The organism is Lentzea sp. NPDC020367, from assembly GCF_044387305.1.
In the GTDB taxonomy this organism is placed as follows: Bacteria; Actinomycetota; Actinomycetes; order Mycobacteriales; family Pseudonocardiaceae; genus Lentzea.
In genome coordinates this window covers 512849-525624 of record NZ_JBIRVV010000002.1, presented here as the reverse complement: position 1 = coordinate 525624, position 12776 = coordinate 512849, and the positions used below count along the sequence as shown (strand labels likewise).

Sequence of the window (12776 nt, the reverse complement as noted above, 5' to 3'; positions counted from 1 at the left end):
ACTCATCGTGGATCTGGACGTGTTCATCGATCGCCACCGCGAGTCGTGGCAGCGGCTCGAGAAGCTGGTCAAACGCTCCGGCCGGCTCACCGGTGCCGAGGCCGACGAGCTGATCGAGCTCTACCAGCGCGTCACGACGCACCTGTCGATCGTGCGCAGCCAGACCCCGGACCCGGCCACGGTGGAACGGTTGTCGTCGCTGGTCGCACAGGCCCGCTCGGCGCTGACGGGCACGCACACCCCGGCCTGGCGGGTCTTCACGCGCTTCTTCACGCACCGGCTGCCCGCCGCGATCTACCTCGGCTGGCGCTGGTGGGTGCCGGCCGGCGTCGCGTTCTACCTGGTCACCGGCATCATCGCCGCGTGGATCGCGTCCAATCCCGACGTGCAGGCCGCCATCGCCGCGCCCGACGAACTGCGCGAGATGACCAAGGTCGGCGGCGGGTACGAGTCCTACTACTCCAGCGATCCCGCCGGGTCGTTCGCGGCGAAGGTGTGGACCAACAACGCGTGGATGACCGCCGCGTGCCTGTTGCTCGGGGTGTTGTTCGCGATTCCGCCGATCTACCTGCTCTTCACCAACGCCGTGAACGTCGCCGTGGGCATCGGACTGATGTTCGGTGCGGGGCGCGGTGAGCTGTTCCTCGGACTGTTGGCGCCGCACGGGTTGTTGGAGCTCACGGCCGTGTTCGTGGCGGCGGGCATCGGCATGCGGCTCGGGTGGCAGGTGATCGACCCCGGCAAACGCACACGGGCTCAAGCCCTTGCCGCGGAAGGACGATCGGTCGTGGCCGTGGCGCTCGGACTGGTCGTGGTGCTGCTGGTCTCCGGTGTGCTGGAAGGGTTCGTGACGCCGTCCGGCCTGCCGACGTGGGCGCGCGTGGGCATCGGCGTGGTCGCGGAGGTGCTGTTCCTGTTGTACGTCTTCGTGATCGGACGGCGGGCCGCGCAGCAGGGCGAGACGGGCGACGTGGACGCGAGTGAACGCGAGGACGTCACGCCCGTCGCTGTCTAGAGCTTGCCCGCGGCCTTCAACGAGAGATAGCGGTCCGCGAGAGCGCGTGGCAGGTCATCGGGCAGTGCGTCGACGACGTCGACTCCGTGCCGTGCGAGCAACGCGGTGAGACGGCGTCGTTCGGCCAGAGTGCGTTCCGCGGCAGCAGCCTGGTAGACGGCCTCCAGGTCGCCACGTCCGGCGGCCATCGCGTGCACGGCCGGATCGGACACCGAGGCGATCAGCAGGTGGTGCCGTGAGGCCAGTGTCGGCAGCAGCGGCAACAAGCCGTGCTCGATCGACGGCTCCAACGACGTCAGCAGCACGACGAGCGAACGGCGGCCGGCTCGGCGGAGGACCTCGGCCACCGCGGCGCGGGCGTCGAACTCGACCAGTTCGGCTTCCAGCGGTCCCATGGCCTGCACCAGGACCGGCAGCGTGGCGCGGGGGACCGAGGCGCGGACCTTGTGGCTGAACGCCAGGAAGTCGACCTGGTCGCGGGCCTGCGATGCCAAGGCGGACAACAACAACACGGCGTCCATCGACGTGTCCAGACGTGGCAGGCCGCCCAGAGCACCCTCGACGCGGCTCGCCGAGGTGCGGGCGGTGTCCAGCACGATCGTCACCTGACGGTCGCGTTCCGGGCGCCACGTGCGCACCACCACGTCCGACGAACGAGCCGACGCACGCCAGTCGATAGAACGCACGTCGTCACCGATGACATACGCGCGCAGCGAGTCGAACTCCGTGCCGGCGCCACGGATCAACGACGCACGGCGGCCGTCTAGTTCACGCAGACGTTCCAGCAGGGGCGGAAGGTGACGGCGGCTGTGGAACGGTGGCAACGCGCGCACGGTCCACGGCACGACGTGTGAGCCTTGTCGTGCCGCGATACCCAACGGGCCGTGAGAACGCACAGTCACACGGTCCGCAGTGCGATCCCCGCGACGCACAGGCCGTAGCTCGAAAGACAACACACGCGAGCCACCAGCGGGCACGTCCACCGCGACGCGGTCGGAGACCACACCGGCAGAGGGCGCCCATGCGTCACGAAGAACGCCACGGAGCCGACGGCCGGGGTTGTGCACCGTGAGCTGAACAGAGCACAACTCGCCCGTGCGAACAGAGGTCGCCCCCGCGCGCGAGAACGTCAATGGCCGAACGCCGGCAGCCAACAACAGGTCGGCCGCCACGCACAGCACGAGAACAGCGAACACGACGAGAATCCCCTGCCACGACGGCAAGAGGAGCCCGACGACGAGAACCCCGATGAGCGCGAGCAGGCCCGCGCGACCCGTGAGCGCCACGTCAGCGCGGCACCTGAACCGCGCCGAGCACGCCGTCCAGCACGCCGTCCGCCGTCACGCCCTCCAGTTCGGCCTCCGGACGCAACTCCAGCCGGTGCCGCAGGGCAGGACGGGCCAACGACTTCACGTCGTCCGGCGTCACGTAGTCACGGCCCGAGAGCCACGCCCACGCGCGTGCGGCGGCGAGCAGAGCCGTTGCACCACGCGGAGAAACGCCCAGACGGACAGCCGGCGACTGACGAGTCGCACGGCACACGTCCACGACGTACGCGATCACCTCAGGAGCCACGGTCAACGCGCGCACGGCCGCCCCACCGGCCTCCAGGTGCGCGGCACTCGCCACCGGCTGCAACGAGGACAGGTCGCGCGGATCGAAGCCGGACGCGTGACGCGTCAGCACGTCGATCTCGTGCTCCCGCGCGGGAATCGGCATCGTCACCTTGAGCAGGAACCGGTCCAGCTGCGCCTCGGGCAACGGGTAGGTGCCCTCGTACTCCACCGGGTTCTGCGTCGCCACGACGATGAACGGCGAGGGCAGCGGCCGGGTCTTGCCGTCGGCGGAGACCTGCCGTTCCTCCATCGCCTCCAGCAGCGCGGCCTGCGTCTTCGGCGGCGTCCGGTTGATCTCGTCGGCGAGCAGCAGGTTCGTGAAGACCGGACCCTCGCGGAACGAGAACGCGGCGTTGTGCGAGTCGTAGACCAGCGACCCCGTCAGGTCGCCGGGCATCAGGTCCGGCGTGAACTGCACACGCGTCGTGGACAGGTCCAACGCGCGCGCGAGGGCGCGCACGAGCAACGTCTTCGCGACGCCCGGTACGCCCTCCAACAGCACGTGTCCCTTGCACAGCAACGCGAGGATCAGCGACGTCACGGCGGCGTCGTTGCCCACCACGGCCTTGCCGATCTCCGCGCGCAACGCCACCAGCGCCGTGCGGGCTTCCTCGGTGGTGACCACAGCCGTCATCCCTTGCGCACCTCGTCCTCCAGAGCGTCCAGATCAGTTGCCAGCGCGACCAGCCCCCGGTCGTCCACCGACCCCTCGTCGTACAGCAGCGCCCGCACCGAAGCGACGGGACGCGAAGTCCTGCGGGCGATCTCCTCGGACGGATCGTCCCCCACCGGCACCCCCAGCAGCGGCGCCAACCGGTCCCGAGTCGCCTGGCGCAGCACCGAAGCGGCGTGTGCGGCGGCGTGCGACCGGCGATACAGCCGGGCGCGGCCCTCCACGGTCTCGGCGGCGCGCACCACGACCGGAAGCCGTTCGGGCACCACCCGGCCGAGCCTGCGCGCCCGCCACAGAGCGATCAGCACCGCGGCGACGCCGAGCTGCAGGGCGGCGAACTTCCAGCCGTCCGGGACCAGGTCGGTCAGCGACTTCTGCTGCGACCTGTCCGCCGCCGACGGCACGTACCAGACCAGCCGTTCGTGCTGGCCCAGCAACGACAACGCGAGCGCCGCGTTGCCCTCGGAGTCGATGTCGCGGTTGGTGAAGATCCCGCCGTAGCCGATCATCGTCACGGTGCCGGTGCGCACCAGCGTCGAGTCGTAGCACCGTTGTTCGCCCTCGTAGACGAACCCGCCCGTGGTCGCCGCACCCGCCTTGGCCGCCAGCGGACAGCCCGGCTGCCGCGTCTCGGGCTCCAGCCGGCCGACCGCACTGGCGGGCGCGAGGAGCACGGTCGCGGCGGCCCGCCCGCTCAGGTCCACGAGCCGCTGCGGGTCGATGAGGTTCGGCTGCGTCACGAACAGCGTCGCACCGTCCACAGAGGACGCGTTGTCGGTGAGCTCGACGCGCACCCCGTTCTGCTCCAGCAGATCGGCGACCGCGTGACTGCCCTCCGGCCGGAACGAGCGGGGGTCGAGCGACCCGCCCTCGCCGCTGCCGCGCAGCAACGTGATCACGATCGCGGTGAACAGGATGATCACGCCGATCAGCAACGGACCGCGCGCGGCCGTCCAGATCCGCCCGGCGTCGGGGGAGACCGCCGTCATCCGCGCACCTTGCCGTCCACGGAGACCAACGCCTCGTACCCCTCCACCGTCGCGGGCCTGCCGCCGTACCAGACGTCGTCGAACTGGACGGCGGCACCGCGCAGGTCGTCGGCGAGCACCGGAAGTGCCCGGCCCGCCTCGAAAGCGACCTCGTCCACGGTGCGTCCGGCCCGTGCGTCGAGCACGCCGCGTTGCTCCAACTCGCGCACCACGGCACGAAAGCGTTCGCGCACGGCTTCAGCCAGGTCACCGGCGGCCGCGGCCTTCTCGGCGGCGGCCCGGTGTTGCGCGGCAGTCAGGACGGTCGAACCGAACACCTTGTCGCCCGACCGCAGCGCACGGCCCGTGCGCCCGGTGCGGAGCCGGATGACGATCACGATCAGCACCGCCACGGCCACGATGATCACGATCGCGGTGAGGCCGCTCATGCCGCCCGCCCCGGCGAAGAGCTCGCCGAGGCGGTCGAGGATCCAGTTCAGGGCGCGTTGCAACGGGTTCGGGTCGTCGGAGACGTACGCCGGGTCGCTGAGCTCCCGGACGGCCGCCTCCCTCGCCTCGTCGCGGCCGAGATCTACCGGTACGTCAGATACCGCCATGCCCTGCGGCCCGCTGGAGTTCGATGTCCATGCCCTCGGAACGCATCCGGCGGTCGACGTAGAGCAGCACGGTCACCGCGGAGCTGAACGGCAGCGTGATCGTCGAGGCGATGATCGCGCCGATGGTCGACAGGATCAGCGAGCCGATGCTCAGCGCCGCCGTGGGGTCGGAGGAGAACCCGGTCGTCGCCGCGCCCAGCAGGCCGAACGGCAGGCCGATGATCCACTCGATCACGATGGTGATCACGACGGTGAGCAGCAGGATGCCGAACGTCCGCCACCAGGCGCCGTCGACGAGCTTCTTCGACCGGCCGAACGCGGCGGTGACACCGCAGCGCTCCAGCACCAGCGCGGGCGTGACCAGGGCGAACAGCACCCACAGCCAGACGCCCGGCACGATGCACAGGACCAGGCCGATGGTGATCACGAGACCGGAGAGCAGCGTCGCGCCGAGCAGCGGGAGCAGCCGGGGCTTGAACTCCTCCCAGGCCTGCGCGAACGTGACCGGCTTGCCGAGCACGGCGTGGCCGACGATGACGGTGATGAAGCCCGACAGGAACACCGTGCCGAGCAGCAGCAGGAAGACGCTGAGCAGCGTGCCGGTCAGGAAACCGGTGATGGCGCTGGTGAACTGGTCGATCGCCTGTTCCTGCGTCACCGAGTTCGGGTCGAGCGTCACGACGGCGGTGAGGTCGTCCAGGAACGGCAGCTGCACCAGCAGGCCGACGATCTGCGTGACCGCGGCGACGACGGCGGCCGCGCCGATGATCAGCTTCGGGTAGCGGCGCATCGTCGTGATGGCGCCGTCGACGATCTCACCGACCGCCAGCGGGCGCAGCGGGATCACACCGGGCTTGATCGTCGGACCCGCTCCGGGCGGCGGAGGGGCGTTGTAGCCGCCGGGCTGGCCGTACTGCGGTGGCGGCTGCTGCCCCGGCTGCTGCGGCTGGTTCGATGGCTGGTCCGGTGAGGACCAGCCGGGCGTTTCGGACATCTCGGCTACCCCCGGTCGTGGTGTGAGCGGCATCCTGCCAGATCAGGCCCACCGCCACCCGGCAACCTGATCACGAAACGAGCTCGGTCCGCGCCTTGGCCGGTGTCGTGCGCCGCATGCCCGCGCTGACGCAGCGTTTGATCACCTGCGGTTGTTCGCGCATCAGCCGCAACCCGCGCCTGACCAGCGTCGGCACCGGCTTGCGGGCCTCCGCGACGTCGCGGGCGAACCGGCGCACGAACGTGACGGGCGGACTCGGCGCGAGCACGATCGCGTCTCGCAGCACCCCGGCCTCCCGCGCGCCCTGGACCAGCAGGTCCGCGAACAGCCCCTCCGCGATGAACGCGGGCGCGTCGCCGAGCTCGATCGTCTGCGTGCCGACCGCGCGGTCCTCGCTGATCGAGTAGACCGGCGCCTCGACCCGGCCCGTGTCCGACAGCTCGATGATCGCCTGGAGAGCCTTGTCCGCGTTCCACGAGCCGATGTCGTCCCAGTCGGCCCTGCCGTGCTCGTCACGGGGCAGCAGCGGGTCGTCGCCGTCGCGGTAGAAGTCGTCCAGGCGCAGGACCGGCCAGCCGAGGTGGGCGGCGAGTGTCGACTTGCCTGAGCCGGAGGGTCCGGCGAGCAGCACGGCACGAGGGATGGGCACGGAACGCGATCCTCGCACATGACCTACGCTCGAACGCATGAGCGAAGGTCTGTTCGACGAGGGCCTCTTCGGCGCGTCCGACGAGGAGAAGGCCGAGCGCATCGCGGCCAACGCCCCGCTGGCCGTGCGGATGCGTCCGGTCACGCTGGACGAGGTCGTCGGCCAGGACCACCTGCTCGGGCCGGGCGCGCCGCTGCGCCGCCTGGTCGAGGGCGCCACGCCGGCGTCCGTGATGCTCTACGGCCCTCCCGGCACCGGCAAGACGACCCTCGCGACGCTGGTGTCGAAGGCGACCGGACGCCGGTTCGTCGCGCTCTCGGCCCTGTCCGCCGGGGTCAAGGAGGTGCGGTCGGTCATCGACGAGGCCCGGCGCCGCCTGGTCCGCTCCGGCGAGTCGACCGTGCTGTTCATCGACGAGGTGCACCGGTTCTCCAAGACTCAGCAGGACGCCCTGCTCGGCGCGGTCGAGGACCGGATCGTGCTGCTCGTCGCGGCGACCACCGAGAACCCGTTCTTCTCGGTCGTGTCGCCCTTGCTGTCGCGTTCGCTCGTGTTGCAGCTCAAGTCGTTGACCGACGACGGCGTGCGTTCGGTCATCAAGCGCGCGGTGTCCGACGAACGCGGCCTGGGCGGTTCCGTCGTGCTGGAACCCGACGCCGAGGACCACCTGATCCGCCTGGCCGGTGGCGACGCCCGCCGCTCGCTCACGGCCCTGGAGGCGGCGGCGGACTCGGCGCTGGCGTCCAACGAGGGCGTGATCACGCTGTCGCTGCTGGAGTCCACTGTGGACAAGGCGGCGGTCCGCTACGACCGCGACGGCGACCAGCACTACGACGTGACGTCGGCGTTCATCAAGTCGATCCGCGGCTCGGACGTCGACGCGGCCCTGCACTACCTCGCGCGCATGATCGAGGCGGGGGAGGACCCGCGCTTCATCGCGCGGCGGCTGGTGATCCACGCCAGCGAGGACGTCGGCATGGCCGACCCGACGGCGCTGCAGACGTGCGTGGCGGCGGCGCAGGCCGTGCAGCTCATCGGCCTGCCCGAGTGCACCCTGAACCTCGCGCAGGCCACGATCCACCTCGCCACCGCGCCGAAGTCGAACGCCGTCACCACCGCGATCTACGCCGCCATCGAGGACGTCCGCAAGGGCGCCATCGGTTCCGTGCCGGCACATCTGCGCGACGGCCACTACGCGGGCGCGGCGAAGCTGGGCAACGCGCAGGGGTACCGGTACCCGCACGACGTGCCGGAAGGCGTGCTGACGCAGCAGTACGCGCCGGACGACCTGGTGGGGCGCGACTACTACGAGCCGACCGGGCGCGGCAACGAACGCGCTGTGGCGGAACGGCTTCCTCGGCTGCGCCGGGTGATCCGAGGCGAGTAGATCGCGTGGAGTTGCTCTGTTCGGACTAATATCCGGTCGCGTTGGGTGATTGCGCGTACACCGGGGGCGACGATGACCGATCCTGACCAGATCCTCGCGACCTACGAGGGGACGCTCGCCGAGGCGCAACGCCGCAGCGACGCGATCCGCGAGACGCTCGCGACGTTGCAGGTCACCGAACGCAGTGCGGACGGTCAGATCTCGGTGACCGTCAACGACGCCGGCAACCTGGTGGACCTCCGGCTGGGCAACGCCCTGCAGCGCAAGGACGGCGACGCGGTCGGCCGCGAGGTGCTGCGGGTCGTGCAGGCCGCGCAGGGGCGCGTCGCGTCGACGGTGCGGGAGGCCATGACGCCGTTGATGGGCGCGGACTCCGAGGCGATGCACATGATGATGGACAAGCTCCGCAGCGCCCAGCCGCCCGCCGAGCCGGAACGTCCGTCGTGGGGTCCGCCGCAGTCCGGGCTCGGCCAGATCGAGGACGACCACCCGCCGATCCCGCGCCCGCCCCGCGCACCCCGTCCGCCCGAGGAGGACGAGGACTTCGGCGACGGCGGGTACCTGCGATGAACCACGCCAGCGACGAAGCCGAGATGAAGGCGCACCTGGGCAAGCTCGACGACGTCGGCGCCCGCATCAACACCGCGGTCACGTCCGCGAACGCGACCATGGACGCGACGGCGTTCGGCCTGCTGGGCATGCCGCTCGCGGGCATCTGCGCGGGCGCGTCGGCCCTGGCGGCCAACGCCATCGAGAAGGCCGCGGACTCGGCGGTCGAGCACTACCGCGAGTTCGCCGGCATGGCGTCGCACATCAGGTCGAACGAACAGGTCCAGGCCTCGAACCTCGACGGGATGCACCGGAAATGACGAACCCGCTGAAAGTCGAGGGCGAGGCGACCAAGGCGACCGAGGGCCTGGGGCTCGCGCACGACGCCGCCGAGACGTTCTCCGCCATCAGCCAGGGCAACTGGGCCGAGGGCCTGATGAACGCGGCCGGCGGCGCGATGGGCGTGGCGGGCTTCCTGGCGGACCCACTCGCCGGCCTGGCCGGCGCGGGCTTCGGCTGGCTGGTCGAGCACGTGCCGTTCCTGCGGGAGCCGCTCGACTGGCTCACCGGTGACCAGGAACAACTCGACTCGATGTCCAAGACGTGGGGCAACATCGCCAACCACGTCGAACAGGTCTCCACCGACCTCCGGCAGTGGGTGAAGACCGACAGCGGCCAGTGGACCGGCGAGGAGTTCCGGGCGTACGAGCGGTTCGGTGTCGACAAGGCGGACACGTACGGCTCGGTCGCGACCGGCGCGGGTGTCGCGGGCGCGATCGCCGAATGCACCGCGACGGCCGTCAAGTACGCGAACAAGGCCCTGGGCTGGTGCAAGAAGCTGTCCAAGGCGTTCAGCAACGCCACCGGCCTGTTCAGCAAGCTGGAGAACGTCTTCCAGGGCGCCATGAACGCGCTGACCAAGCTCTCCAAGGGCGTGCGGACCGGCGCGACGAACTTCTCCGTGGCCAACGCCATCACGAGCAAGGCCACCGACCTGGACGCGCTGAAGCACGGGGTGAGCGAGGCGAAGAAGCACGTCGTGGACGGCGTGAAGTCCGCGCCCGCCGACTCCGTGCCGAAGCTGGGTGTCGATCTGGGCAAGGAGGCGGGCAAGGTGTTCGACAGTCAGTCGGGCAACCTGTTCGACTCAGAGCCGGAACAGAAGCAGGGTGGATGAAGCTCCTCGGATTTCTGTTCGTGTTCTTCGTGATGCCGCCGCTCGGGTACCTCACGGCTGCCACGGTCTGGACCCACCTGGGCGACCAGATCGAGGCCGGCGGCACCAGCACCCTCGTCGGGGTGGCGAGGTCGTGCGAGCGGCAGGACCCGATCACGCTGACCGGTGGCTTCAAGGCCTGGTACATCTGCCAGGTCGACGTGAGCGCGCGGGGCGGCCCGCCGCGCACCATGAAGTCACGGGGTTTCCTCACCCCGGAGCACATCGGCGTCCCGGTTCCGGTCGCGACGACGCACAACGGCCGGGACCTGGTGGCCGACTCCGACTCCAAGCGCTACCCGAACCTCGCGCCGCTCACGCTGGCCGGGACCGTCATCGGCTGGGTCGTGCTGATGGCCGCGATGCTGTGGTCGTTGAGCCGCAAGCACATCGCGGAGAATTCCGTCGGGCGATCGGGCGGGATCGCGTAGCTTCGGCGAGGTGACGATCAGAGAAGACTTCCTGACCACCGCCCGCATCGCACTGGACCTCCTGCGCCACCGGCAGGTCGCGGAGAACTGGGACCAGCCCAGCGCCCTGCCGGAGTTCGGGGTCAGCGGCCTCGCCGGGCACGTCGCCTACCAGGCCCTGCCGTTGCCGGGCATGATCGGGACCCCGGCCGGCGACGAGCCGGTCGTCAGCCTGATGGAGCACTACGAGCGCGCGAAGTGGACCGACCTGGACGTCGACTCCGAGTTCCACACCCGCATCCGCGCGGGCGGCGAGAAGCTGGCGGCGGAGGGGCACGCGGCCCTGTGCGACCGGTTCGAGCAGACCGTCGACGAGCTCGCGAAGACGTTGCCGGGCATGGACAACCGGGGCGTCCGGATGCCGCACTGGGGGCCGTGGGCGGTGCCGCTGGACGAGTACCTGGTCAGTCGCCTGATGGAGTTCGTCGTGCACTCCGACGACCTCGCGGTGAGCGTCGGGCTGGAGACGCCCGAGTTCCCGCGACCCGTCAACGAGACCGTCATCGACCTGCTGACCCGCATGTCGCTCAACAAGCACCGAGCCATCGACGTGGTGCGCGCGCTCAGCCGCAAGGAACGCGCACCGCAGGACATCACTGCCTTCTAACGACGGCAGACCATCAGCAGCGCGAGCTTGCCCGGCAGCATGATCTCGTCCGCGGCCACGAACCCGCCCGCCTCGAACGACCTGATGGCGCGGGTGTTGCGCACGTCCGGTTCCACGACGATGCGGGTGCAGTGCGGGTCGGCCTCGAACAACGCGTCGGTGAGCCGGGGGAGCAGCGACCGCACGAGTCCGCGGTCGGTCATCGCCAGGTCGCCGACCGCGAGGTTCAGCCCGAGGTCGTGCGGCCGGGCCTGATAGCAACGGGCGACGGGGCGTCTGGCCGCGCGGTAGACCTCGGCGTAGATCACCGGGCGGCCGTGCCAGCTGATCAGCACCGGCCGGTCGTCGTCGCCCGCCAGTTGCTCCTCGAGGCGGCGTTCCCACTGCGGCAACGTCCACGCCTGCCGCCAGAACGCCGCCACGTGCGGTGCCTGGTTCCAGCGGTGCACGAGGTGCAGGTCGTAGCCGTCCGCACGGGCGACGCGGGCGTCCCACGGCATCGACAGGTCCGGAACGGGAGGAGGGCCCGCCGTGATCTGGGGCCGATAGGAGTCCAGGTGGGACACCGGCTTCACTGGGCCTCCTGCACGGGTCAACTTAGGGTGGCCTAACTTCACGCTGTGCAGGACCGAGCTGTCAAGCCCTGTGTGACGGGTATTTCACAGGCTGTGACGGCAGTGAGTCAATGAGTGGTCCGTTCCAATTGGTGATGCGTAGGTTGACCGCCATGCCGGAGACCCAGCGCGAGCCGGTGCCGCGCGTCGACACGGGCGAACTCGCCGTCGCCCACGAGTTCCTGAAGTTCCAGCGCCACTGCGTGCTCAAGAAGGCGGAGGGGTTGACCGACGAGGAGCTGCGGCGGCCGATGGTCGCCAGCGGCACGTCGATCCTCGGCCTGATCCAGCACCTGGCCGAGGCCGAGCACTACTGGTTCGGCTACCACCTCGCGGGCGCCGAGTGGTCCGAGGACACCGAGTTCGGCATGACCGTGCCCGCCGAGCGCGACGTGGCGACCGTGATCGCGGACTACCGCGCGGCGATCGCCGGCAGCGACGGGGCGATCGAGGCCGCCGGCGATCCCGAGGCGCTGATGGTGACCCCGGTCGAGGGCGTGCGGAAAACACTGCGGTGGGTACTCGCGCACATGACCACCGAGACCGCCCGGCACGCGGGCCACGCCGACATCATCCGCGAGCAGATCGACGGCGCCACCGGTCGTTGAAGATCAACAACTGGTGCCCCTCGGTCGGGTGTCGGACCTACCCGGTAATCTCACCCGCAACCAAGCCCGAACGCCTGTTCACCAGGAGGATCCGTGTCGCCAGGGTGGCTCGCCGCCGGTGCCTTCGTGCTGCTCGTGCTCATCGTGGGGATCGTGGCGATCAAGGCGGCGCGTTTCTTCGACGAGGCCACGGTCGCGATGCGCAAGGCCCACGAGAACACGGACCCGTTGTTCGTCGAGGCCAACACGACGCTCACGCACGTGAACACGCAGCTTGAGCGCGTCGACGGCATCACGGCCAACGCGCGCGCCGTCACCGGCAACGTCTCCGCGCTCACCAGCCTGTTCACCGCCACGCTCGGCGGCCCGCTGGTCAAGGCCGCCGCGCTGTCCTACGGCGTGAGCAAGGCCGTCAAGGCCCGTCGCAAGGCCGCGGAGCAGCCGAACAAGCACGCCAAGCGCCGCCCGAAGCGGGGTGCCAAGTGAGCCGCCTCTTCTGGTTCGGTCTGGGCGCCGCGGCGGGGCTGTTCGCCGCGAAGAAGGCCGCCGAGGTCGCAAAGCAGGCGACTCCGGCCGGTATCGGCACTAACGTGGGTGAAGGCCTGCGCGAACTCGCCGGCGCCATCGGTTCCTTCGGGGCCGAGGTGCGCGCGGGAATGGCCGAACGGGAACAGGAGTTGCAGGACACCGTGGAACGTCAGACGGGATTCACGCCGGGGCGCCGAGCGCCCAGGGCGAACGGGAAGCACTGACACCGTTCGCCTCACGACCGTGCCCTGACAGTCCCCAGCAA

At 70.2% G+C, this 12776-nt stretch carries 17 protein-coding genes; 10 read left to right on the top strand and 7 right to left on the bottom strand.

The window, feature by feature from the left end:
- The first annotated feature begins 7 nt into the window (after nucleotides 1-7).
- Nucleotides 8-1015, top strand: coding sequence for a stage II sporulation protein M (locus ACH413_RS09615; protein WP_360032638.1), 1008 nt, complete (start codon nucleotides 8-10; stop codon nucleotides 1013-1015).
- On the opposite strand, the gene ACH413_RS09610 is transcribed toward ACH413_RS09615, so the two are convergent.
- From ACH413_RS09610 to ACH413_RS09585, 6 genes are all read right to left on the bottom strand, one after another.
- A complete protein-coding gene (locus tag ACH413_RS09610; RefSeq protein ID WP_360032641.1) occupies nucleotides 1012-2301 on the bottom strand; it encodes a DUF58 domain-containing protein in 1290 nt (429 codons plus the stop codon). The genes ACH413_RS09615 and ACH413_RS09610 overlap by 4 nt on opposite strands.
- 1 nt (nucleotide 2302) lies before the next feature.
- Nucleotides 2303-3265, bottom strand: coding sequence for a MoxR family ATPase (locus ACH413_RS09605; protein WP_319973276.1), 963 nt, complete (start codon nucleotides 3263-3265; stop codon nucleotides 2303-2305).
- Nucleotides 3262-4293 carry a DUF4350 domain-containing protein gene (locus tag ACH413_RS09600; protein WP_360032644.1) on the bottom strand — a complete coding sequence of 344 codons (1032 nt, stop codon included), beginning with the start codon at nucleotides 4291-4293 and terminating at the stop codon, nucleotides 3262-3264. Before ACH413_RS09600 ends, ACH413_RS09605 begins: the two co-directional genes overlap by 4 nt.
- Nucleotides 4290-4889, bottom strand: a complete 600-nt coding sequence (locus tag ACH413_RS09595) for a DUF4129 domain-containing protein (protein ID WP_360032647.1) — start codon at nucleotides 4887-4889, stop codon at nucleotides 4290-4292. Before ACH413_RS09595 ends, ACH413_RS09600 begins: the two co-directional genes overlap by 4 nt.
- Nucleotides 4876-5883, bottom strand: coding sequence for a hypothetical protein (locus tag ACH413_RS09590; RefSeq protein ID WP_360032650.1), 1008 nt, complete (start codon nucleotides 5881-5883; stop codon nucleotides 4876-4878). Before ACH413_RS09590 ends, ACH413_RS09595 begins: the two co-directional genes overlap by 14 nt.
- A gap of 70 nt (nucleotides 5884-5953) precedes the next feature.
- Nucleotides 5954-6532, bottom strand: a complete 579-nt coding sequence (locus ACH413_RS09585; protein ID WP_360032653.1) for a uridine kinase — start codon at nucleotides 6530-6532, stop codon at nucleotides 5954-5956.
- Nucleotides 6533-6569: 37 nt separating this feature from the next.
- Here ACH413_RS09585 and ACH413_RS09580 point away from each other — a divergent pair, with 37 nt between their 5' ends.
- From ACH413_RS09580 to ACH413_RS09555, 6 genes are all read left to right on the top strand, one after another.
- Entirely contained in the window at nucleotides 6570-7919 is a 1350-nt protein-coding gene (locus ACH413_RS09580) for a replication-associated recombination protein A (RefSeq protein ID WP_360032656.1), read from the top strand.
- Between the two features lie 72 nt (nucleotides 7920-7991).
- A complete protein-coding gene (locus ACH413_RS09575; RefSeq protein WP_360032659.1) occupies nucleotides 7992-8489 on the top strand; it encodes a YbaB/EbfC family nucleoid-associated protein in 498 nt (165 codons plus the stop codon).
- Entirely contained in the window at nucleotides 8486-8788 is a 303-nt protein-coding gene (locus ACH413_RS09570) for a hypothetical protein (protein WP_360032662.1), read from the top strand. Before ACH413_RS09575 ends, ACH413_RS09570 begins: the two co-directional genes overlap by 4 nt.
- Nucleotides 8785-9645 carry a hypothetical protein gene (locus tag ACH413_RS09565; RefSeq protein ID WP_360032665.1) on the top strand — a complete coding sequence of 287 codons (861 nt, stop codon included), beginning with the start codon at nucleotides 8785-8787 and terminating at the stop codon, nucleotides 9643-9645. The genes ACH413_RS09570 and ACH413_RS09565 overlap by 4 nt, the downstream gene beginning before the upstream one ends.
- The gene (locus ACH413_RS09560; RefSeq protein ID WP_360032668.1) at nucleotides 9642-10115 is read left to right on the top strand and encodes a DUF6346 domain-containing protein; all 474 of its coding nucleotides are present in this window, start codon (nucleotides 9642-9644) and stop codon (nucleotides 10113-10115) included. Before ACH413_RS09565 ends, ACH413_RS09560 begins: the two co-directional genes overlap by 4 nt.
- Before the next feature lie 10 nt (nucleotides 10116-10125).
- Nucleotides 10126-10761, top strand: a complete 636-nt coding sequence (locus tag ACH413_RS09555) for a maleylpyruvate isomerase N-terminal domain-containing protein (protein ID WP_360032671.1) — start codon at nucleotides 10126-10128, stop codon at nucleotides 10759-10761.
- On the opposite strand, the gene ACH413_RS09550 is transcribed toward ACH413_RS09555, so the two are convergent.
- Nucleotides 10758-11336, bottom strand: coding sequence for a GNAT family N-acetyltransferase (locus tag ACH413_RS09550; protein ID WP_360032674.1), 579 nt, complete (start codon nucleotides 11334-11336; stop codon nucleotides 10758-10760). The genes ACH413_RS09555 and ACH413_RS09550 overlap by 4 nt on opposite strands.
- 152 nt (nucleotides 11337-11488) lie before the next feature.
- Here ACH413_RS09550 and ACH413_RS09545 point away from each other — a divergent pair, with 152 nt between their 5' ends.
- The 3 genes from ACH413_RS09545 (at nucleotide 11489) to ACH413_RS09535 (ending at nucleotide 12735) form a co-directional block, all read left to right on the top strand.
- Nucleotides 11489-11983, top strand: coding sequence for a DinB family protein (locus tag ACH413_RS09545; RefSeq protein WP_360032677.1), 495 nt, complete (start codon nucleotides 11489-11491; stop codon nucleotides 11981-11983).
- A 93-nt stretch (nucleotides 11984-12076) separates the two neighbouring features.
- Nucleotides 12077-12469: a DUF948 domain-containing protein gene (locus ACH413_RS09540; RefSeq protein ID WP_093588096.1), complete on the top strand. Its 393-nt coding sequence runs from the start codon at nucleotides 12077-12079 to the stop codon at nucleotides 12467-12469.
- Nucleotides 12466-12735, top strand: coding sequence for a hypothetical protein (locus tag ACH413_RS09535; RefSeq protein ID WP_093588095.1), 270 nt, complete (start codon nucleotides 12466-12468; stop codon nucleotides 12733-12735). Before ACH413_RS09540 ends, ACH413_RS09535 begins: the two co-directional genes overlap by 4 nt.
- Nucleotides 12736-12776 lie beyond the last annotated feature (41 nt).